General features: G+C 53.0%; 27 protein-coding genes and 1 pseudogene. All 28 read right to left on the bottom strand.

Annotated elements, in window-relative coordinates:
* Window positions 1-30: 30 nt before the first annotated feature.
* The 28 genes and pseudogenes from B5F08_RS01600 to B5F08_RS01465 all read right to left on the bottom strand — a co-directional run bounded on the left by B5F08_RS01600 (window position 31) and on the right by B5F08_RS01465 (window position 21,618).
* On the bottom strand, window positions 31-291 hold the full coding sequence (locus B5F08_RS01600) for a DUF6103 family protein (protein WP_087376072.1): 261 nt from the start codon (window positions 289-291) through the stop codon (window positions 31-33).
* A gap of 11 nt (window positions 292-302) precedes the next feature.
* On the bottom strand, window positions 303-1,352 hold the full coding sequence (locus B5F08_RS01595) for a DUF6329 domain-containing protein (protein ID WP_087376071.1): 1,050 nt from the start codon (window positions 1,350-1,352) through the stop codon (window positions 303-305).
* 14 nt (window positions 1,353-1,366) lie between these two features.
* On the bottom strand, window positions 1,367-1,630 hold the full coding sequence (locus tag B5F08_RS13105) for a hypothetical protein (protein ID WP_143256344.1): 264 nt from the start codon (window positions 1,628-1,630) through the stop codon (window positions 1,367-1,369).
* Window positions 1,631-1,866: 236 nt separating this feature from the next.
* Complete coding sequence (locus B5F08_RS01585; protein WP_087376070.1) at window positions 1,867-2,577, bottom strand: hypothetical protein; 711 nt, start codon at window positions 2,575-2,577, stop codon at window positions 1,867-1,869.
* A gap of 49 nt (window positions 2,578-2,626) precedes the next feature.
* The gene (locus tag B5F08_RS01580; RefSeq protein ID WP_044940721.1) at window positions 2,627-2,848 is read right to left on the bottom strand and encodes a DUF5348 domain-containing protein; all 222 of its coding nucleotides are present in this window, start codon (window positions 2,846-2,848) and stop codon (window positions 2,627-2,629) included.
* Between the two features lie 9 nt (window positions 2,849-2,857).
* Window positions 2,858-3,340 (bottom strand): annotated as a pseudogene (locus tag B5F08_RS13485) (CHAP domain-containing protein); the annotation flags it as partial.
* Between the two features lie 464 nt (window positions 3,341-3,804).
* Window positions 3,805-5,640, bottom strand: coding sequence for a VirB4 family type IV secretion system protein (locus B5F08_RS01570; protein WP_087376069.1), 1,836 nt, complete (start codon window positions 5,638-5,640; stop codon window positions 3,805-3,807).
* 87 nt (window positions 5,641-5,727) lie between these two features.
* On the bottom strand, window positions 5,728-6,510 hold the full coding sequence (locus B5F08_RS01565; RefSeq protein WP_158096177.1) for a class B sortase: 783 nt from the start codon (window positions 6,508-6,510) through the stop codon (window positions 5,728-5,730).
* Window positions 6,494-7,108: a hypothetical protein gene (locus B5F08_RS01560; RefSeq protein ID WP_087376067.1), complete on the bottom strand. Its 615-nt coding sequence runs from the start codon at window positions 7,106-7,108 to the stop codon at window positions 6,494-6,496. Before B5F08_RS01560 ends, B5F08_RS01565 begins: the two co-directional genes overlap by 17 nt.
* Window positions 7,109-7,113: 5 nt before the next feature.
* Complete coding sequence (locus B5F08_RS01555; protein WP_044940729.1) at window positions 7,114-7,374, bottom strand: hypothetical protein; 261 nt, start codon at window positions 7,372-7,374, stop codon at window positions 7,114-7,116.
* On the bottom strand, window positions 7,371-7,619 hold the full coding sequence (locus B5F08_RS01550; protein WP_087376066.1) for a hypothetical protein: 249 nt from the start codon (window positions 7,617-7,619) through the stop codon (window positions 7,371-7,373). The genes B5F08_RS01555 and B5F08_RS01550 overlap by 4 nt, the downstream gene beginning before the upstream one ends.
* A gap of 12 nt (window positions 7,620-7,631) precedes the next feature.
* On the bottom strand, window positions 7,632-8,573 hold the full coding sequence (locus B5F08_RS01545) for a conjugal transfer protein TrbL family protein (protein WP_242968188.1): 942 nt from the start codon (window positions 8,571-8,573) through the stop codon (window positions 7,632-7,634).
* Window positions 8,574-8,638: 65 nt separating this feature from the next.
* Window positions 8,639-9,049, bottom strand: a complete 411-nt coding sequence (locus tag B5F08_RS01540; protein ID WP_087376065.1) for a hypothetical protein — start codon at window positions 9,047-9,049, stop codon at window positions 8,639-8,641.
* 20 nt (window positions 9,050-9,069) lie between these two features.
* The gene (locus B5F08_RS01535; protein ID WP_143256342.1) at window positions 9,070-10,506 is read right to left on the bottom strand and encodes a hypothetical protein; all 1,437 of its coding nucleotides are present in this window, start codon (window positions 10,504-10,506) and stop codon (window positions 9,070-9,072) included.
* A 20-nt stretch (window positions 10,507-10,526) separates the two neighbouring features.
* Window positions 10,527-10,859 (bottom strand): DUF3852 domain-containing protein, encoded by a 333-nt coding sequence (locus tag B5F08_RS01530; RefSeq protein ID WP_044941137.1) that lies wholly within the window; start codon window positions 10,857-10,859, stop codon window positions 10,527-10,529.
* A gap of 121 nt (window positions 10,860-10,980) precedes the next feature.
* The gene (locus tag B5F08_RS01525; protein ID WP_087376063.1) at window positions 10,981-11,310 is read right to left on the bottom strand and encodes a DUF7768 domain-containing protein; all 330 of its coding nucleotides are present in this window, start codon (window positions 11,308-11,310) and stop codon (window positions 10,981-10,983) included.
* Between the two features lies 1 nt (window position 11,311).
* On the bottom strand, window positions 11,312-15,001 hold the full coding sequence (locus B5F08_RS01520) for a SpaA isopeptide-forming pilin-related protein (RefSeq protein ID WP_242968167.1): 3,690 nt from the start codon (window positions 14,999-15,001) through the stop codon (window positions 11,312-11,314).
* 71 nt (window positions 15,002-15,072) lie between these two features.
* Complete coding sequence (locus tag B5F08_RS01515) at window positions 15,073-15,447, bottom strand: SpoVG family protein (protein WP_087376061.1); 375 nt, start codon at window positions 15,445-15,447, stop codon at window positions 15,073-15,075.
* 19 nt (window positions 15,448-15,466) lie between these two features.
* Window positions 15,467-16,201, bottom strand: a complete 735-nt coding sequence (locus B5F08_RS01510) for a DUF3849 domain-containing protein (RefSeq protein WP_087376060.1) — start codon at window positions 16,199-16,201, stop codon at window positions 15,467-15,469.
* Window positions 16,194-16,493, bottom strand: coding sequence for an AbrB/MazE/SpoVT family DNA-binding domain-containing protein (locus tag B5F08_RS01505; RefSeq protein ID WP_087376059.1), 300 nt, complete (start codon window positions 16,491-16,493; stop codon window positions 16,194-16,196). The genes B5F08_RS01510 and B5F08_RS01505 overlap by 8 nt, the downstream gene beginning before the upstream one ends.
* A complete protein-coding gene (locus B5F08_RS01500; protein WP_044940743.1) occupies window positions 16,493-16,711 on the bottom strand; it encodes a hypothetical protein in 219 nt (72 codons plus the stop codon). The genes B5F08_RS01505 and B5F08_RS01500 overlap by 1 nt, the downstream gene beginning before the upstream one ends.
* Window positions 16,693-17,673: a DNA adenine methylase gene (locus B5F08_RS01495; RefSeq protein ID WP_330395795.1), complete on the bottom strand. Its 981-nt coding sequence runs from the start codon at window positions 17,671-17,673 to the stop codon at window positions 16,693-16,695. Before B5F08_RS01495 ends, B5F08_RS01500 begins: the two co-directional genes overlap by 19 nt.
* Window positions 17,674-17,763: 90 nt before the next feature.
* Window positions 17,764-17,871: a DUF3789 domain-containing protein gene (locus B5F08_RS13735; protein WP_087376058.1), complete on the bottom strand. Its 108-nt coding sequence runs from the start codon at window positions 17,869-17,871 to the stop codon at window positions 17,764-17,766.
* Between the two features lie 31 nt (window positions 17,872-17,902).
* Window positions 17,903-18,484 (bottom strand): hypothetical protein, encoded by a 582-nt coding sequence (locus B5F08_RS01485; RefSeq protein ID WP_087376057.1) that lies wholly within the window; start codon window positions 18,482-18,484, stop codon window positions 17,903-17,905.
* On the bottom strand, window positions 18,468-18,671 hold the full coding sequence (locus B5F08_RS01480) for a hypothetical protein (protein ID WP_087376056.1): 204 nt from the start codon (window positions 18,669-18,671) through the stop codon (window positions 18,468-18,470). The genes B5F08_RS01485 and B5F08_RS01480 overlap by 17 nt, the downstream gene beginning before the upstream one ends.
* Entirely contained in the window at window positions 18,668-20,257 is a 1,590-nt protein-coding gene (locus B5F08_RS01475) for an LPD28 domain-containing protein (protein WP_087376055.1), read from the bottom strand. Before B5F08_RS01475 ends, B5F08_RS01480 begins: the two co-directional genes overlap by 4 nt.
* A 24-nt stretch (window positions 20,258-20,281) precedes the next feature.
* Complete coding sequence (locus B5F08_RS01470) at window positions 20,282-20,998, bottom strand: Imm51 family immunity protein (RefSeq protein WP_087376054.1); 717 nt, start codon at window positions 20,996-20,998, stop codon at window positions 20,282-20,284.
* Entirely contained in the window at window positions 20,995-21,618 is a 624-nt protein-coding gene (locus B5F08_RS01465) for a hypothetical protein (protein WP_143256341.1), read from the bottom strand. Before B5F08_RS01465 ends, B5F08_RS01470 begins: the two co-directional genes overlap by 4 nt.
* Window positions 21,619-21,623: the final 5 nt, after the last annotated feature.

Genomic DNA, 21,623 nt, shown 5'->3' with positions numbered 1-21,623 from the left:
TCGTTATTCATTGATCCTTCAGATGCATTGTTAAGGACTCTCTCCTGTATCTGCCGGCGCCTGTTCTTTTTTCTCCGGCCTGGGCCGCCTTGCTCTGGGCGCAGGATCTGCTGGTTCGCCAGAGCGCATCTCAATAAATTCCCGCACATTGGACGGGACATGTTTGCCATAGAATCCCTCCATGGCTTTGGTAAGCTCATCTTCAAGCTGCAGATCTTTCTGCTCCATGTAGAGCCGGAGCGCAGTCAGTTTTTCCTCATCAAAGGAAATTGTTACATTGGTTTTCTTCATAGGTTCCTCCTTCACATGGAAAGAGCAGGCCCGGAGTCCTGGCTCCAGTCCTGCTCATTATCACTTACATGATTCATTTTTGCCTGCCCCATAGGTGTCTGATGGAACACGGTACTGTCTGTACAGCAGTTCGTCCAGTCGGTCTGTTCCATGCGGCAATTCTGGATCAGTGCGCCGGAAAAGTTGCTGTGTGTAAAGATGGCTCCCCGGAAGGTACAGCCATCGGCCACCATCTTTTTAAAGCATGTTTCCTCAGCAGTGACGCCCTTGAGATCACAGGAGAACAAGGTTGCCTCTGTAAAATCAGAGAAGCACAGCTCCGCCTGTGCCAGATTCGTTTCATACATTCTGGTTCCTGCGAAGATGGCGCTGTTTAAATTCCGATGGCTCAGATTCAATCCGGACAGATCGTATCCGGAGAAGTCAGCCTGTTCGCCACCCGCATCGTGAAGCCAGAGGACATGTTTGGCGCAAATCACATCGGCATCCTCCTGACTGAGCCGGGGAAGTTCTTTTTCTTCATGGGCATATTCCGGGTTCAGTTTGATGCACAGCTCATCGCCCAGGTCATCCAGATATGCAATCTCCGGGCGATCCTCCAGCATTTCAACAAGGAGCTGGGCTTCAACTTTGTCCAGCTCCATCTCATCTGTCAGTATCCGGTACATTCCGCTCTGCTGATCCGTGATGGCTTTCTGTGTGTATTGCTCCGCCATCTCAGCCATCTCCCGATTGAATTTTGCTATCGAAGGATATTGATCCAGGAGACAAAGCTGGCGGGCCTTGGGAAGAAAAGCATGGTAGCGGGCATAGTTATATCCCTCTGCGTCAACAAGAATACCATCCTCCTGGTTTTCTCCCAGCACCAATAGGCAGTGTCGGGTTCCGTCCGCATCCTGCCGCATGACTCCACGGTGTTTGGCAATAAAATCATACTCCGCCAGCGGTGATTGGTAGAAGCGGGCATACTCGCTTTCAGACAGCTCCAACACTTTCTCTACCACACAATGCTGAGAGCGGATTTCTTCATCCTTGCGATGGAAAAAAGCATAGAGATCCATTCTTGTCACCTCCTTTACCGCATAACAAGATCCGATGTCACGTCCTCAGTCTGTTCCTTGGTTGCGTCCGGTTCTGATGGATTCTCTGGTACACCTGCATTCTCCTGGTGGAGATGGTCATCGTAGATATTACAGCCCAGCAGAGAGAATACACTCCCCATACCGGATGCGCCGCCCTGATTACAGGACGGACAGTATTCCAGATGGTAAGACATTTCAATATGATCCTCTGTCATGATCAGCTCATTGATTTCTTCTTCCTGTTTTAACGCAATCACTATCAACCTTCCGGCATCACTGTCGGCGGAGAGGTCAAGCCCAAACCGATTTTGGATTTCCTCGAAGCCTACTGACCACCTGCCAGTTGTTGTCTGGCTGATTCCTTCCCGGACGAGGACATCCGCAATCTCTCTGGCCGTGAATTGTTTTTTCTTACTCATGTTGTTCGCTCCATTTCATAAAAATGGGGCGGCCTTTTTCGTGCCGCCCGATAGCTTTCGATATAACCGATCTGTCACATTCCCGGAGTAAATCCGGCAATGCTTTCGGGGCCTTCCGTAGCAGGTTCTTTATCCAAATCCTGATCTTCCCGAAGCGCAGGGCAGACTGTCTGGGAGAATCGATGTTCCTGGGGCTGGTATACATAGAGCCTGTCAATGGCGCTGCTGGATGTAAAGGCATTCAAAAGTGCCTGGGCCAGATCTTCATTTCCGACTTTCTGTATCCGCAGCTTCTGATTGTCCAAAAGCTCCTTGAGCGGAACCTGTTCCTGTCTGGCCTGAAAAGCAATGCGCTGGAGTAGTTTTTCGATCCGAAGCGGTTCTTCATTTTCTACAATCCAAAGCATACTTTCCGGTTCTTCCATCTGGATCAGGGAGAGGGATGCCAGCTCCCAGGTATCCGCTGGGATGTATCCGCACTCCAGGACGCCATCGTCCGCCAGCTTTCTTATCGTTTCCGGAGCAACTCCGGCATCGGAAAACATGGCCCCATAAATAATCTCATTGGAAAGGCAAAGAATACGGAGACTCTCCTGAAAGGTTTCCGGACAGAAATTGTTTTTCACATAGCATAGGGATCGGAAGATGTCATCCAGTTCCTGCTCCATACGGGAGCCGCAGCTATCCGCCATATCACAGGCAAACTCGATCCAGTCAAGCACCGGTGTCTTATTTTCGGAATCCACCATGTCTGATGTTTTCAATATAAAGTCTTTTAACAGCATTTCCTTCCTTTCCCACAGGGAGCAGTGAGCAGCTCCCCATGTTCATCCGTCACATCCGTACTCGAAGCCCCGCAAGCTGATCCGTTTTTACGCCGACCAGATACCAGCGTTCATCCATTTCAATGCGTGTAGGCACCCATCGGCTGCCGATGAGGACATCAAAGCATTCCCCACAGTGCAGGCCGCCATAGTAACGCTCCAGGGAGAAGCGGATATCATATCGTCCGCTTTCCTCATCGTAAACCAGAGTTCCTTGTCGTTTCCGTTCCATAACATCCTCCTATTGTGTTGGTGTTTCTGTATTACTGTTGTCAGTTTCGCCGCCCACCTGCAGAACGCCATAGCCCAGGATTTCATAATAGCCCACGCTGTAGGATCGCTCCCGGCAGGCATCCCCGGAATTTCCTTCGATGGTGTGGACGGTTCCATTCTCCACGCTGGCTACGATCCCCACATGGTCGGACACGCCATCCTGCCCATTGTCCGCCCAATCAAAGAAGATGATCATGCCGGGGGAAGGGGTTTCTGTTCCCGCCAGCCATTGATTTCTCTGTTGGAACCAATTGACGCCATCCGAGCAGAGGGAGAACTTCGGGCAGATACCACGGTCAATGTAACCGCACTGATCGGCGCACCAGGAGACGAAGCAGGCGCACCATTCCACACGGGATTCGAATCCGTACCAGCTCCAGTAGGGCTGCCCGCCTTCGTTGCCGAGCTGAGACTGGGCCACGGAGACGATCTCCTGATTGACGCCCACGATGAGCTGGGTAAACTCTGCCGCATCGATGTCCGTCCCGAAGGCGGCATTGACGGCGGCGATGAGCTGTTCATCCGTCTGATCCGGTGCGAAGCAGCCTACCAACTTACTCACGAAATCCGGCTCAAAGGAAAATTCATAGAGGGCAGTCGTATAAAGCACCTGGGCCTCCCGCACCTTCTGCCAGTCATAACCGGCGGCGGTCATGGCATCCTCGATGGCATACATGGTGTCCTCTACGCCTTGGAGCTTGGCGAGTTCCTCGGCGGAGAGGTTCTGTTCCACCATCTGCTGAAGCTCAGCGGTATCAAATTCAATGGTACCGTTGAAGATGGAGACGATAGCCACGATGGGCATCACAATGATGATAATGATGCCCAAGACGATCCCGCCCACCACCTTGAGTACCTTTTTATCTGTGAGGAGGGATACGGCAATCTTTTTGAGTGCCGCACCCACTGTGGCGCTCATCGGCCTCCGGCCTTTCCGAAGATGGCCGATTTATAGTCCGGCGCAATGACCTGTAAAAGATATCGCTCTATTCCGCACCGGTATAGGCAGGTGCCTCTCTCCGGATATTTGATCAGTTCAAACTCCGATGGCTCCACCTGGAGGGCATCCATAAACTCTGCCGGGTTGATCTGGCCGGGGTTAAAGAGGAACTGATGGGTGGGGATACTAAACAGCGGTTTTGTCATCTCGCAGACTTCCGGCATCAGGAAGTCATTGATGTTCTGGCTGGCGATGATGATCGCTGACTCCTTCTTCCGGACACGCTTCATGGCGTTTCGGATATACTCGATGGAGGTCAGGTTGGTCAGGTACATATACAGCTCGTCAATGGCGGCTGCGGTATTCCCCTTACCCAGGAGCTGGTTGGACATAAAAGAAAGCAGATTGAAAAGCATGGCATCCTTCAACCTGCGGTTAGTATCCATCAGCCCCTTCACGCCGAAGCACAGGAAGGCATCGTCCGTGATGTTGGTGTAGCCATTGAAATACTTGCTTTCCGATCCCACGCACATGGAATGGATGCCGAGGCATACCTGCTGGAGGGTTTCCTCTGTGTACAGGTACTTCCGCTGATTGTCGTAGGTCATGAATTCTTCTTCGCACAGCTTATAGAAGTCCTCCATGATAGGAAAATCCGTAGGCTTTTTGGCACTGTAGTCTGTGCTGTCGGTAATGCCGAACCGGGCATACAGCTTGGCCAGCAGGATCTCAATAGTGTCGATCTGCACATCCGTGAAATCCTTATAGGCCCGGAAGAAGTCCTTCAGGTAAGCGATGTGCTGGGAGAGCCTGGTCACTTTCCGGAAGGCCAGCGGTGTAGTGGCATCGATCTCGCCCTCCGTACCATCGCCCCATGCCTTTGGCTCTAAGGGATTGACGATGTACTCGCCGGACATGAAATCGATGTAGCAGCCGCCCAGGGCCTCCGTCAGTTCCTCGTATTCCGCTTCCACATCCAGGGCGATGACCAGCTTTCCTGCCTCCCTTAAGTTGGTCAGGATCAGCTTTAAGAGATAGGATTTCCCCTGGCCGGAGTTGCCAAGGATCAGGATATTGCTGGTGGTCTTATCCTCGCTGCGCCGGTCAAAGTCTACCAGGATATTGGTGCCATACTTATCCCGGCCCAGGTAGATACCACGTGGATCGGTCTTGCCGGAAAAGTTAAAGGGGTACAGGTTGGCTACGGAGCTGGCGGGCAGCACACGCTCGAACTGCGCCCCGAACTGATTGGCCCCCACAGGCAGAACAGAAAGATATCCTTCCTTCTGCCGGAGGGTGAGCCGGTCAACCGTGATCTTGGAGCGAGTCAGCTCCATAGCGATCTCTGACTGCAGCTCCTTTAAGGCATCCATGCCCTTGGCTTTCAGCTCAATGAACACGGAGCAATGGAGAAGCGGTTCCTTGTTTTTCCGAAGGTTGGCCAGAAGCTCCACCACATCCTGCAGATTCCCTTCGGCCTCAATGGTTTCATTCACATCGCTGCCGGTACTCATCAGCTTGTTCTTCCGGGTGGCGTTCTGCAGGATCTTCCTCTGTTCCATGGCCTCCACCAGCCGGTGGTAGATCCGAAGCGTCACGCCATTGCGGTCAGCAAGCTGGGAAAGGATGGCCTGTTCCTCGGTGGAGGGCGGGTACTCCCTGATGGCCCACACGCAGCGGTAACTGTCTCCAACGATATAGTGGTCGGAAAGGAACTTGATGGTACCCGGCAGGATGCAGTCGAAGAAGTCCTTGGTGCGGATTTCCTCCATCTGCTCCGGTGTCAGCACCTTGGGTTTTCGTTTGAACATTTCTTACCTCCTTGCCGCCGCTTTGCACCGGCAAGGGGATCAGAAAAGGCCGCTTTGCCTGATGCAAAACGACCGATAGTTGATTGGTTATTCCGTTTTCGCAGCCACAATGAGCAGACGCCCATCCCCGCCGGATGAACCATAACAGGTAGACAGGGTGAGGAGCTGCTGGCCATATGTCGGGATAATCCCGGTGTCATAGAGGGCACACTCCCTGGCGTAGCGGATATGGTGCAGGAAATCCGTTTCTGTATCCACGGTAAGGAAACGGTACCAGGCATCCTCCTTCTGCACCTTCATCACGGAAAAAATGGTATAGAGTGCTTTGCCAGCGGCAGTTTCCAACTCAATGGTGGGATGCTCAGCATAGTAACTGGCATCCGTATAGTTTTTCAGGCTCCCGAACATGGTGCCATTCTTCATGTTGTGGCCGTAGATGATTAAGTTTGCGCTCTCCAGGCTGCACCGGCCATCCAGGAAGGGGACGCCATTTATGCTGTACGCCCCATAGAAATCCTTCCGAAGATATTTCTCAGAATCCTCCGGGGTGTGCATCAGCGGATAGTCCACCGCTGTGCCGGGGATGCAGATCCAGCCGATGCAGTCTGCGTTCTGCTCGAACAATAAGGAGAGATTTCTCTGTTCCTCCTGCGGCTCCTGAGCTTCTGCAGATTCCTCCGGCGCAGAGGATTCCGCCTGTGATTCCTCCGGATCTTCCGGCGCAGTGACCAGATCCGCCAGATCCTCGAAGGTATCCTGCGCCTGTTTCTGCCTCCACAGGTCATGGCCTGCCATGAAAACCGACAGCAGAACAACAAAAACCAGGACAGTGCCGATGACCGCCCTGGGGATTTTAGGCTTCTTCTTCATCGGAATCCTCCCCGTCAAAGAACTGCTCTCCATCCGTGTCCGGCATCTGGTCACCATTCATGGATGCTTCAAAGTAGACCGCCAGGAAACGTTTGATCTCCGCCTTCTTCATCCGGTGGGTTTCAAAGCCCTGCTCAGAGACCACCTTTTCGATCCGGTTGGCGGTATTAAATACCTGTTCCGGCTTCAGATTTCGGCAGCGGCCAATGAGCAGGAATTGTCTGGCGGTAGCCATTTCTGTCTGGATATCATCCAGGAAATCAATGTCCTTTTTGATGATCTTCCGTACCTTGGGATTGGTTTCTTCCTCAAGCCGAGCCTGCAGATAGGTTTTATTATCGTCGAAGCACTCGCAGGAGTCGGTACAGGTAACCTCGATATCCGGCACGGCGGACAGCACCATCATCAGGTGATGGATCTTGATCTCGATATTGGCCCTGGACAGCACGGAGATATTGGTGGGCGCAATCATATAAAATAAAAGCTCATATTTCCCCACCGCAAGCCCATACTTGGTAAAGGTTTTGATGCCGAGAAGTTCCTGGGTGGAGCGCCCTTTTTTCTTTTTCTGGCGGGTTCCTTTTTCCTTCTTCGCCACAGGGATCACCTCCATTCAAAGTATTGCTGGGTAGAAATAAAGTAACGTACCGCATACCGCATAAAGTCCAGGACAGTGGTGTCATCCATCCGGATGCTTAAAAATCCAAAGCACAGGGTAACCGCAGCCGGGACAAAAAAGCCGAGCTGCACCAGGGCCAGCACCGACAGCAGTGTTGCGATACACAGGATGGCAAAATCCCGCAGCCCCCACAGCCACAGGTTGGCGGTAGCTTTTAAGTTTTGCGGGTAAAGATAGGTTGTCATGAGATTCCTCCATTCCTTGATAAATTTTCAGCCCGTTCCAGCAGATCGTCCTGTAAACTTCCGGGCGGCACATAGCCCGCCATTTCTCTTAAGGCTTCTTCATCCTCCCACAGATGAAAGATGGTCAGATATCCTTGTACGAAGCGATCCAGTCCGGCCTGTTTGGTGGACAGATGTTTCCCCTGGCAGACCGCCGCCATCTTTCGGATGCTGGCCACAGCTTCTGGTTTGATTTTCATACTCATACGATTTCCTCCTTATCTTACGGAGCGGGCCAGCCCCCTGGTCAGGTTGACTGCCGTGGTTGTGGCGTGAACCACGCTCATCACGTTGACACGCACCGAGCTGTCCAGGCCGAACTGCTGGGCAATCCGAGGTACCTCGTTGGCTGCCAGCATGATGCCAAGCCCCAGGAGCATATTTCCGGGGAAGGTCAAAAGCCCTAAGAACAGAAGTGTGGTCTGCATAAAGGAGGTCAGGCAAAGGGCCGCCACCTGCCGCATCCATTGTACGAAGCCATCTGTATAGCCCCTGGGAACACTGAACATATACAATGCGCCCACGGACATCTGGATCAGCAGGATGCCGCCACGTTTGATGTTGGCGAAAAAGATCTTAATCACACAGTAGGCGAATGCGATCAGCGACAGGATATTGAACAGGCTGGCGCTGATTTCATTTCCAATCATAAAACTGCCTACCAGCACGTTGGTGCTTTCCCCGGCCAGCCCCAGGCTCTGTTGTCCGGCAAAAATCCGGGTGAGATCCCCGGCAAAGGTGTTCTGCAGGCTGATGCAAAACTTATATAGTTCAATGGGTACCACGCCGATCAGGGAGCAGGCAAAGAAGCCTTTCAACACGTTGATGGCGGCGGATTTGATGTCGGCCCGTCCGTGCTGGTACTCGATGGCCACATCGAACACCGCCACCACCACGCCTGCCACAAAGAGCGCCCAGCCGAACAGGGTAAACAGTTCCACAGTGGCGCGCACCCAATCCAGCTCAAAGATCTCGGCTCCCATATTTCCCATCATGGTAAAGAACTGCGCCACCGCATCATAGATGGTGGTGTAGAACCACTGGAGCATGGTATCCCAGATCACGTTGGAGATCTGCTCACCGAGGAAACTGAACACGCTGCCAATGGCATCGCCAATCCCGCCGATGAGGTCACCTAACCAATCAAATATTGTAATCACCTCCAAAGGGAAAGGCTGCTTTTACGGATCAGGCAGCCTTCCCGCCATGTTGTCTGTTTTTGAACTTACATTCCCGGTCCGGTCATACCGATGGATTCGTCCTGATACATTCCCACATAGTCAAAGATCGTATCCGCGATCTGCGTCCGGTTTGCCTGGGTGATGGGAAGATACCAGGAGGGCTTGCCATCGTATTCCCATATGTGCGGTTCGATGACATCCCTTCCGTTTCGGAGCTGTTTCCCGATGATGTCAGAGAATCGGAAAAGCTGCTGATCCACCACGCCATCTGTCCGGTTGATGATGGACAGATTGATGGCATCGTATTGGTCTATGATGCCGGTGGTCGTAAGCTGTAGCTTTACCCTCAGATCCTCATCCAACCGGGCCAGACAGGTTCTCCCGCAGAAGTGGGCATCCTGTAAAAGTTCGCTGTTTCCAAAGAAATTCCGCATTTCCTTTTCGTAAAAATTCATGCTGTTTCCTTTCTGCCTTTTCACTGGCTCATGGCAGGGCCGGGTTCTTCCGGTTGCATATCCGGCAAGGCATCCTCCTTTGCTGGAGGAGCCAGGATTGCTGGATTGATAACGCCCTCTCCGCTGTAGCCCAACCTTTGATTATGCCATTGCCGCAGTTCCTCGCCATGTTCCCAATAGTTACTCAGGAGCCTGACTGCCTGTCCGTACATATATCCGGTGATGCCATCCGTATCCGCTGAATGGTTGGTGCGCTCGGCGGCCTCCGCTACAGAAGCCCCGCCTTTGATTTCCTGTTCCATCATCTGGCTCCAACGCTCGGCATAGCGGACGATCCCGTCACTGCCTTTTTCTTTTCTCAGTTCCAGATAGTTTTTTTCCATTCCATCCCGGATGCAAAAAGGCGGAACAGAGCTGGTTCCCGGATCAGATAACATATCCTTTCGGGTAAAAAGTTCCCGGTTGCTGAACCTGCCCCAGGGATCGTCCTCCGGGACAACATCCGGATATAACCGAGGCAGGAGCTGGCTGATTTCATCCAGGCTCATCTCATATAAGACTCGTTCCCCAATCATCCAGTCCTGATTTTCCTGCATTGGCTCTTTTAATTGCGCCATCAGATCCAGGCTGCTGGCTGGATATTCGTCTTTCTCAAACCGGAAGGTCTGATAAAACTGCCGGAAGGTATACATTTCGACAGCGTGATCCAACGCTCCGTTAAAATCCAGGGAAGACCATTGCTGTTCCAGTACGGCATATTCCTGATCCAGATGGGCATCCAAAAGTTCCATAAGGGCCGCATGATCGGTCATACCGACTGCGACCTCATCCAGCTTGTAATACTCCGCCAGGTTCTCCCGGTTTAATTCCACATCTTCCAAAAGGAGACTTGCGTTAGGGCCGATTTCAAAATATCCGCCCTGGTCATATGCCTGCGCCAGTGTAGTCAATGGTGTTTCTTCTTCTGTCAGGGCCGCTAAATAGCCCTGATCGTAGCTAGCGCTGCACTGCTCCAGGTTGCGATAGACGGTCTGCACCACACAAATCTCAGGGAGCTTTTCATAGAAGGCATCTTTCCCTTGCGAGAAAGCAGTGTTCCACTGGCCCCGATAGGCTTCGTATTCTGCCTGCAGTTTCGGATGCAGCGTATCCAATACCTCCGGATTGCCAAAGTAGCGGTAATAGTGAGTCGGCGGCAGGACGGTCATCCCCGGCATGTGCAGATAGGCATCCTCTTTCGTCCATGCGGCGATTTCCTCCAGGGTAGCGTTCCGGTTTGGCTCCCCGTTTTCATACCAACAGGGATGGTCTACGATCTGAAAACTGCGGGGCTGCTCCCTGGCAAGCATCTCCTGAATCGCCGGGTGCTGATCCAATTCTCCGCTGTCCGGCACGAACAGATCCAGCATGGTTTCTCCAGGTTTTAAGCGGATCTCACATCGATGGAATATGACCATTCCTTAATTGCCCCCTTCCATCAGAGAATCGACCAGATGTACATGGGAGCGGTCAGGGTAAAGATCAGGCAGGCGAACAGGATGCATGGGGCTGCGAATTCAAACTGCCCATGCTTTCTGTAGTCGAAGTAAGCGGTGCCAACCTTTACGAAGAACAGGATAGCCAGGATCATATCCACCACCGGGAAGACCACGTTGTTGACGACCGTTTTGATCTGTGTCTGGGCCTGCGTCCAGGTCTGTTCAATGGCTCCGGCCACGTCACCGGCGGCGAAGGCGGGCATGGCGCTGGCTGCCACCAGCAAGGTCACCATGGCCGCAGACAGAAGAATCTTCGTAGTTTTTTTCTTCATAAGTTGCATTATCCTCCTATCAAAATGGGGAGGAATGTCTGGCGGCAGACGCCTTCGGCATACAGGAACCGCTTTATAACGTCTGCCGCACAAAACGATTCCTCTGTGTCGAAGCTACATTTTACGGCGCTTTGCCGCTTGCGAATTGTTTCTCCGTGATTGTCCGGATCTTCAGACCTAAGTTCTGGCAGAAGCGGATTTCCTCCCGCATGCCCGCCGAAACATGATCCCCGAAGATCCACAGCTCATCGCACAGCCAGAGTAGACTCCTTCCGGCCTGCATGCCGAGCTGCCTTTCCTCTGGATTGCCATCCTCCAGAACAAGGGCATAAAAATGAGGGACAACCGGAGCTGCCCCACAGGAGAATACATATCTGGCATACTGCTTGGCCCGTTCCAGGTTAGCGGAAACATCGCCGCCCAGCGGGGAGCAGATATACACCTTTTTCATCTTACTCATCATCCTTGTTCTTTTTACGGATAATCAGAAGGGCAACCAGGCCGCCCAGGGCGATGGCACCCAGGCCGATCCAGAAGCCAGTCATGCTGCTGTCTCCGGTCTGCGGCACATCCACAGTCGGGATCTTTTCGTTGGTCATTTCCGCTTTCACAATCTCACCATCCTCTCTGATCTCAAACGAATGCGGTGTCGTGTCAATCTGGTAACCATCCGGCGCATCGAATTCCTCGTAAGTGTATTTTCCATACTCCAGAGTGAAACGGGCGATCCCGTTCTCATCGGTATAGCCCTCGGCCACCACGTTGCCATCCTCGTCTTTGATGCGGAAGCCCGCATTCGGCAGGAGTTTGCCATCTGCGATGTCTTTCTTGGTGATTTCCAGCTCGCCGGTGATTGGCTTGTTCTCAATGTTGCCCAGCTCGATGACCTGGCCGTCCTCATCGATCTGTACCTCAAAGATCTCATCGGAAAGGACATAGCCCTCCACGGTAGAAATCTCTTTGATCTGCCAGATTCCGTAAGGCACATCCGTAAAGGAGAAGCTGCCATCCTCCGCGGATTCCGCAGTCAGGATCGCATTTTCCTCGGTAAACTCCGTGCAGTCTGCCTTAAACAGCCCAAAGACTGCGCCGGGGAGCGGCTCTCCGTTTTCATCCACCTTGATGCCGCTGATGCTGCCACGGATGATCTCGTTGAGGATTGCATCGCCATCATTGACCACGATCTCCACCACAGCGGTGTCCTCGCCGCCATACTCAAAGACCACCGGATAGGTTTCCTCAGAAATCAGGTAATGCTCGTTGGTGGAGTATTCCTTCACATAGTAGGAGCCAATGGGCAGATCTGCCGAGAAGGTCAGGGTACCGTCCGCCTGTACGCCAGCGATCTCAATCAGGCCATCCTTCGGGATAGTCGTGCCATCGGCGGCAGTCAGGTCTTCGGATGCGTAGAGGGCGAAGTAAACATTGAGGATTTCATCGCCGGTGCCGATCTCGAACAGTTCATCCTTCTCCAAATCCTTATAGAGCTTCACCAGGACTTTCTGGCGCTCATTGTAGATAGAGACGGAGGTGCTGGTGACCGCCACTTCCTGTCCGGCGTACTCAAGCTCCACAGAAATGGGTTCCTCATTCAGTACCATGCCATAAGGCGCTTTGGTTTCCACGATTTCGTATTTGCCCAGGTACAGTTCCGTGCTGGTGGCAGTGCCATCCGCCGAAGTGGTCAGGGTATCCACAACCTCGCCTGCGCTGTAACGGAGAGTGCCATCCGGCGTAGTAATGTCCTCCGCAGCCCGGATCTCAAACTCGGCTCCTTCCAGCCCGGACTCTGCGTAAATCGGCTTATACCGATCCTGCAGCTTTCCTTCCTGGATCTCCACGGAAGAGAACACCTCGCCGGTTTTCTCGATGGTGATGGTTCCTTTCTGCGGGGCATTTTCTTTCTCCGCAATGACCAGGACAATGCCATCTTCGCTGACCGCATTCTCCGGTGTCACATCAAAGAACACGGGATCGGAATTCAGGACATATCCGTAGGGCGCTTCAACTTCCACGATGGAATAGCCCTCGCCAAAGGGAAGTACCTCCGGCGTGATGAGCCAGCCTTCCTCATTGGTTACAAACTGGGTATGCTCCTGCACCTCCGGATAGGTGGTGGTCATGGTAACCAGGTTGCCATCGGGATCGTAGATTTCAAAGGTAGCTCCGGCGTAGGGAATGGTTTCTCCCGTTTCCGCATCCACCTTGACAATCTTCAGGTAGGCTTCAAACTCAGCGTTGTTGATGAGATATTTGTAAGTCTTTCCATTCTCATCGATGGTCACAGTAAAAGCAGGCATATACTCGGTGCCATCCCAGCCCTTGGTCTGCTCCACAACATATTCCCCATAGGGGAGCTTCTTGCTCTGTGCGAAGCCATCGGCATCGCAGGTCAGGATATCCCGCTCATCCGGATCGGCGGCATCGTAGCTGCCTGCTGACTTCAGGTAAATCTGGAATTCAGCCCCTTCCTCCGGTGTCTCGATCTGAGTGCTGCCATCGTCCGTGTGCTTGATGATGGCAATATCGCCCTTGATCACATCTTCGCCTACGCCTACCGGAATGGTATTATGCTCGATGGTAAAGTTCCCGGCATCAGCACCCACCTCATGGACGGTTTCATCCAGCAGGTAGCCCGGACTCGGCTCGATCTCACGGATCGTCCAGTCAGGGCCGCAAATGTACTCTGCTGTCGTAAAGGAGCCATTTTCATCGGTGGTATAGGTGTCCACAAGATCCTCTCCATTGTAAAGGCCATACTTGGCTCCGGCGAGGGTTGCATCGCCCTGGGCCTCGCCCTTTTCACTGTCGCTCTTGGTAAGCTCCACCGTGAATTTCTTCAGGATATTGGAGAATTCCACAGTGGCCACCTGACCGGCATAAACCGTCACGGTCTGGGAATCCTGCGGCACATAGCGGTCTTCCGACAGCTCGGTAATGGTGTAATCCCCAGGCTTCAGGTTATCGATCTGGATTTCCCCATTGGAGCCAGTCTGGACGGTCTGGTCTACGCCATTCCCTGTGATCTGGAAAGAGAGGCCCTCCACGATGCCATCCTCAGAGGTCTTAATGATCTTGGCGGAACCGTAACTTACTTTCAGGTTCACAAAGCCCTGGACGGAATCGCTGACCGTTTCGGCAAACGTAGCCACGTCCTGAACACCGCCGCCCACATTTCCATCCGTCCAGGTGATCACGCCATAGCGGGTGGCCTCCTTATAGGCGGTGATGGTCATGAATTCGCTGGGCGCTTCGGCTGCTGTGATGACGAGCTGGTTGCCCTCCACAGAACAGTTGACGCCGGACTCACTGGCAGAGAAGCTGAACGATCCCACTACGTTGTTCTCATCGGTGAGAACTGCCTTGTACTGGCTGCCATCCCATTCAAACTCAAAAGTCTGGGCGTTGTCTGCGCTCTTGCTCATGAAGCTGGGCAGCTTGGTGTGATTCTGTACGTTTGTGGCCATGCTGTTGTAGTAGCTCATGATCTGGTTATACAGCGGATGGCCGGTGCTGATCTGATCCAGCACTGCGTCATAGCCGCCGGTGTCCACCTTCTGGAAGTTGGAATCCCGTTCCCCGACCACGGTTTCCCAGACGAGGAGCTGGGTAGCGATCAGGTGGGCCAGGTTATCCGCACCTGCATTCTGGCTGCGCCAGTCCAAAGAGATGTTGCCGGTATAGCCATACTGGAAGATCCGGCCAATAAAGGTCTTGATCTCATCCGGCGAGATGGTGCTGTTGAGATTCGAGGGATAGTTATCCCAAAAGTTCTCATCCCACTTGGTCAGCACATCCCCGGTGTTCTGTGTGACACCAGGCTCGATGCAGTAGCAGGCGATTCCCGTATAGGAGCCCATGGCCCGGATCGTTGTCTTGTCGGAACTTCCACTTGTCCAACCATTCATATAGTGGAGGTTCGGATGGCCCCAATCGCCGCCATAGTTGGCATCCCCGTCACGGGGGAACGAGATCATATAGACCTCCGCCTGCTCGCCAGCGGCATAGGCAGTGGTCGTTCCAAGACCGATAAAACTGGAGAGGCACAGAAGCATCGCCATAAATGCGGTGAGGCCCCTCTTGAAAACGCTTGTTTTCGACATTAATTTTTCCTCCTTGTTGGCAAACAAAAAAGGACGCATCCGCAGATATATCCCTCCATGCTGCCTGATTCAGTTTTCGTTACGCACTTTGCCGGAATACTCCGGCCACTTTACATCTGAGGAGCCATCCCTTCGGATGCGTCCTCGCTTTCGTCCAGCCCTTCCGCCTCGCTCTGTTCCAGCTCCTGCTGATAAGCGGACAGAACCGCCTCATTGATGGCAGTGCGGTCATTTGCGTTCAGCGGGAAGAAGGTGTCCGAATAGTGGGTGTTTCCATGCCTGTCCTGGTAGGAGCGGCACGGCATCCGGGCAAAGAGTCCGTTCTTGCCCTCCATCACCGCAATGTCACGGACAACAAAGCGCCCGGAAATGCAGACACTGGCAAACGCCTTGGTGCTGGAGCCGGTGTCGCACAGGGCATCGATCTTGGCGCTGAAGGCCGGGGCTTTTTTCTTCTGCCCGTTTTCTGATTGTTTCGTTGCCATGGTTTTCCTCCTGTTTGATTTATTGCAAAGTCATGCCATCGGACGGGGTTTCCTCCGTCTCCGGCACCTCCATTGCCGCAAGTTTTTCCTTCGCCCAATCCGGCAGATATTCTGCGCTCAGGACTCCGATAAAATCGGAGCGGTTGAAAAAGGTAATCTGATCCTTTTCCTCGCTTAAGAATCTCCCGAACACGGTCTGCCTGGGAGCGCCGGGGATGCATCCCCATCCATCCTTGGCAAGGAAGAGCTGACGCTCCGGTGTCTGGTAGGCGCTGCCCAGGATATGAGGGTTCAGCACCAGCAGTTTCCCGGTATAGTCCTGATTCTGGCTGTTCTCCACACAGTGAGCGGCGGTAAACAGGCCCAGGGCCTGCCATGCCTTCCGCACATCGCCTATGAACAAATCCGTCAGCCCCGGATGGGAACTTACTTCAAACTGCCAGTTATGATCCTCCTGGGGAATCGGGAAGGTTTCTGCCCATTGCCGGTTTTCCGGGGAGATACGGCCATCTTCTTTTTTCTGCTGTACGGTATTGGCCAGCACCCAGTTCACACGGTTGAAGCCATACTGCTGGATAATCGGCTCCGCCAGATCCGGCCCCAGCTTCTTGCCATCATAGTTTTCGGCAATGATCCGCTCGATGGCCCTGGCGCAGTCGCAGTTGATCTTATAACTTTCCCGCCAGAGATCTTTTTCCTCATGCCGGACAGCCTCCTTCAGAGAATGGCGATAGAGGGGCTTTCGGCTATCCATAAAAATCACCGCCCTTTTTCTCCGCCCATTTGACAGACAGATGGATCAGGGCCGCATGCTGTTCCTCCGGGGTAAGACTGTTTAGGAATTCCAGCAGCGATACCTCGTCATCCTTGGCCCGTTCTTTTGCTTTGCACTCATCGCAGATCTTTTCCCGTTTTACCACTACGGTGCGGTCATCCTGCTCGGTGAAGGACAGAATGTCATTGTAGGCAAAGCCCACACGCTTGCGGATTTCAAAGGGGATGGTAATGCGCCCCCGTTTACCGAGGACACGGTACATCGGCCCCATCAGAACACCTCACTTTCCTCGCAAGCATCCGCATGAGGGCAGTTCTCACAATCGCCATCGCAGGCGATATCGTCTTCCATGCCATCCATCACTTCAATGACGATCCGGCCCTCCGAGGCGGAGTAACGAAGCAGCGACAGCGGCTCGATGCCGGAGGCCATGAACAGATCGGCGGGTACAGGCATGAAAATAAATCCCTTTACAATTTTTTCTTGCATGATATGATACACTCCTTTAAGGTTTTTTCGTAATCGAAGCTGGGATCGGAAAACAGCGTCATCTGATGCGGTTTCCGGCGCTCCCTCTCATACAGGTCATAGTTGCCGATGAGCAGCTCCGGGAATTCCTTGCCCGCCTCATATTTCTGCACCATGGAGTGGATACGCTTAAAATCAAAGAATTCCGATCCCCGGTACAGATCCCGGATTTCCGGGCAGTCATTATAGGACACCAGCCATTTGCCCTTCGCATCCGCCAAGGTGCTTTGGAGACGCACATGATCCTCCCAGGTAAATCCGCACTCATACACATACTCGCTGCTGAAATAGGGCGGATCACAGTAAAAGAAGGCATCCGGGCGGTCATAATGGCTGATCAGCACTTCAAAGTCCTGATTTTCGATGACAGCGTTCTCCATGCGGATGCTGAAATCCTGGATCAGCCCGAACAGGCTCCGGACGGAGAAGGGCTGGCAGGCGAAGCTCTTTCCTGAGCTGGAATAGCTGTAGCGGATGAGTTTTAGGAACATCACCGCACGGCGCAGGTCATAATCATGCATGGCCTTTTTATACAGCTCACGGATTTCCTCCGCCTTGATCTCCGGCAGGACAATCGTGGTCAGATCCAGCTCCTGATTTAAGAATTCATCGGTGAATTCTTCCTTCTGAAAGAACTTCTTTAAGACCAGGAAGTCATCCCTGGCGTTTAAGGGCAGAAAGCCCAGCTCCCGGATAAAGGACAGAGGCCGGTCACGCATACAGCGGAACAGGTTCACCAGGTTCCCATTGTAGTCGTTGTAAACCTCGAATTTATCCGGCTCAGCCTTGCCAAGCAGCACTGCGCCGGAGCCGCCGAAGGGTTCTATATACCGCTCATAGCGGATCGGGAACAGCGCATAGAGAATGTGGAGGATGGACGTTTTATTGCCCACCCAGCTCACAGGTGTTTTGATATTCGCCACCTCCTTGGTGGCACCAACCGCCCGGAAAGCAAAAAAGCCGGTACCAACCGTCTTAAAGGGCGATTGATACCGGCGTAATTTTAGCGATACTTAAAGTTTTGGCATTTCCCGGTCAGCACGGGATGCCGCTTGGCAGAGGCATAAAATCACAATCCCCATGATCCCTCCAACCACAGTTCCAGATAAAAATGCAGCCATCTTTCTTCACCTCTCCTTCCTTTCAAATGGTTTATAAGTCCATGTCCATCCCTTCCTCGAAATCCTCATCCGTCTCATCGATAGAAGTGATGTTGACATAGTCTCCGATAATTACCAGGGCCTTATCATAGCTGCCGGATTCCATAATGCGGCTCCGCATTTCCCTGGCTTGTTCCTCCATGCCATGTTCCTTGAGTGTCCGGCTGGCAATCCCCATCAGGTTGAAGATGTTTCCGTTCTGCCCAATGAGAGGACAGTCCGGCTTTTGTGCCGGGGCGTTTTCTTCCAAAGGGCCGCCCAGCCGGTTATCCACGTAGTCAGAACACCACATGCTCCCGAACTGCTCACGGGTGTTCAAGCGCCAGATCGCCAGCTTTCCCATGTCCAGCTTGACATCGTCAAAGGGGAGGAACAGGTTGGTCAGGCCCTGATGTTCAAAAACAGAAGCCTGTTCAAACCGGCTCCCGTCCAGCAGAATATTTTCCTCCGTCAGCATGTCATTGATGCCGGTTACCCATTCCTGCAGATCCCCGCCGCAGCCCTGAAGGATCAGCCCTTCCGGAGTATCCGGACGCCGGAGCTGCTCGGCTTTGATTTCAGTGATTGTTGCCATGAATCCTTCTCTCCATTTCTGTTTGGTTTATCATCGCCTGGGTTTCATTCAGGCGCTTACTCAGCTTTTCAATTTCCGCAGCGGTTTCCCGCTGATATTCCCGATAACTGAACAAGGCCATGGCTGCCAGGGCGGTAATCGCCGCTCCCAGGATCAGGCCAAGAACAAAATCCAGAGCAAACATCATGACTGTATACCTCCCATCTGTGGGGCAGTGTCTTCCTCCTGGGCATCCGTCTGGGTAAAATCTGTTTGCAGGAATTCCTCCGGTGTCAGGTCGTAGCCCAGGAAGTTAGGTCTGGTATCGTCATCGAATACAAAATATTCCTGGCCGCCAAAGTCCAGCGGCGCTTTGGTCAGGATCGTACCAGCGTGATTTACCGCCACGTTCCTTTCAATGGTGGCGAAAGCCAGATTTTCTCCTTCCCGCAGGTCATAGCGGTAAAGCCCATCCGGAAGCTCCTGTTCGGTTACCCGGCCATTGGTAAACAGGGCGGTCTGCCCAAGCACCTCCACCACTTCCAGCTTTTCATCCGTCAGGGCCTGGGTGGATAGTTCTCTGGACGACTCCCCATAAGGAACCAATTCGTACAGGGAATGCCCGCGGGCCGATAGGATTCCATATTCTGTCTGTGATGCGCTCAGACTTTGCAGCAATCTGGCTCCTTCGGCCTGTGTTGCAATGGTGGACAGCCACCTCCGATCCATGCGGGCGTCCAAGTGATGGGACAGATATTCTTTGAAAAAGTTCGCCTCATCACAGGGCAGAGGTGTGAATTCATACTCTGGAAGATGAGAGGCAAGCTCCAGGGCCTTTTCCATTGTCAGGTGCGGCTCGGCCTCCAGTACCGCCTTGTATTTAATCTGCTCCGGTTCGTCCATGGCCTGATACTGCATGGCAATCTGGTTCAACCGGGCAAAGTGATCCATGCTGTCGAAGACCTGGTCATCGATCTGTGGGATGGCGGATTCCATGTCGAAATAAACACAGTCTTCCATGCAAACCTCGTTTTGTCGATTTGCCGCCTGATCTGCCTGTTCCTGCGAAATCGGCAGGCTGATCCACTCGGCACTTCCAATGGTTTCTTCCGGATCGTCCATGGGCGTTTGAGCGACCAAAAGCCGGAACACAGTATCCTCCGGTTCTTCCTTTATTTCCGGCAGATGGGTTCCATCATAAATCTCAGCCAGCTCATATGCCCCGGCTACCACGTAACAGCCCTCCACGAACACGCCGCCATCATTTTCCCTCTGCATTTTCCCGATCTGAGCCAAATCCAGCAGATAGAGGGAGGACTCAGGGATGGCGTTTACATCTTCATTCAGCTCATTCTCGATGACAAACCGCCCCAAGGCTTCATCATCGCCGACATTCGAGGCGATCATGACCGCTTCCAGTCCATAGGTCAGGTTGATCAGATCCTTCATGGGGATTCCGTTCTCATACCGGACATCTTCCATCCGGTAGCGGAATACGCCTTTCAGAAGCAGGATATCCTCATCCGGCATGGACGCCAGCCGGCGGGCAAAAAAGTTTAGCTCCGGAAGCGTGGGAGCGATCAGGATAGTATCGGCCAGCTCCGGGAGTTTTGGGCTTTCCCGGATGCTCACGTTGAAAGAGGGGGCCGGATTTTCTGTAGCCCGGAGTCTCTGGAGAGCGTCCTGAATGCGGCCGCCCATGGCAGGAAGGTCTAAGGCTGTAAAATAAACGCCGCTCTGGTCAGCATTTTCTGTGACTACTTCAATCTGTAAGGTTTTTCTATCGGATTCCATTGTTCCATCTCCATTTCTTCTTTCTTATAGCTGCATCCCCGGCATTTCGTCCTGCCCATCCGAAAGCGCGCGGTTTACCATTTCCTGAAACCGCTCCGGATCATCGCAGATAGCCTTGAACGCAAGCCCCATGCGTTCCAGCAGTTCGGCATCCGGGCAGTAGCAGTAAAATCCTCCGGCCTCACTGTCAAACGAAATTCTTCGCAAGCCCGCATCATCCTGAAAGGCGGCCTGGAAAACTTTTTCCCATTCGTAGCCGCTCCCATGGGTATACAGGCCGAAGGAATTCTTTGCTTCTTCGCCATGTTCCTCCGCGAACCGGTTAAACGCCGCCTGTCCGTAATTCTCATAGGGTTCCTGCAGAAAAGAAAAAGGAAGAGACAGCCCATATTTCCCGTTGCCGCATTGGTACAGTTCAAATGGCTCCAGCCTCTTATTGACTTCTTCCAGCCGCTCATCCTCCGGGCTGGGTTCCTCATCGATCTCTGCTGTACCGTCCAGTTCCATCTGCATGGGGATCAGCACCTTCAGCAGCGCCTCACGATATTCCATGTCGGCAATCCGGTCAATGTAGATGCCGAAGGTGTTCAAAAAATAGGAGCCATCCTCCTGGGTAATCAGCAGGTCGCTTTCCAGCCCCTGGGTGCAGATAAAATCCGCCACCTCCTGAATGCTGTGCAGTTCATGATTTCCCTGGCTGGAATGCCCAATGAGAAGGGGATATCTTTCTTCGATGTTCATGGTTCACATTCCTCCTTTTTTTCTGCCGGTTCTATGGCTTTCAGGCCGAATCTGCGGATTGCCATGGCATCGCAGATGGCGGCAAACTGCTTTGGGGAGATCAGCTCCCTGTCAGCCAGATCCCGGATGGTAAGATGCCTGGTTCCCATATATAAATCCTTGGCCGCACAGTAGAGGGGATAGGTGTATTCATTCAAACCGCACAGTTTCCTGCGGTCAAACCGGATGAGGTTCCCATCCACCTGATGCCTCATGATGCGCCAGAGCCTCGGATCGGCGGTAAAAAGATAGAGTGCCGACAACAGGGCATAATTTTTCCTGTCTTTTTTCTGGATGGCTATCTGGAAAAGTTTCTGATGGTGATTGCTTAGATAGTTCATGGGCCTCATCTCGCTTTCGATTAGAAGTTCCTCCACTCTTTGCAGGAAGGGGCGGTATCGGACAGCATGCATGGTATCCGCGATCATCTCCTGATAAGTGGGAGGGGACGGTTCCTGCAGACAGATATAAATCTGATCCGGCATGACCATGCTCCCATAGCCCTTGGGCTGGAAACCGGGGATCATCTGCATGAGGATCTCCAGCTCACGGAGGGCTTCGGTTTCGGTAAAATACATCATTCATG

Origin of the sequence: Anaeromassilibacillus sp. An172 (assembly GCF_002160515.1) — a bacterium.
GTDB lineage: Bacteria > Bacillota > Clostridia > Oscillospirales > Acutalibacteraceae > Limousia > Limousia pullorum.
Note: the sequence above shows the minus strand (reverse complement) of the source record. Positions and strands in the feature narration are given on the sequence as shown.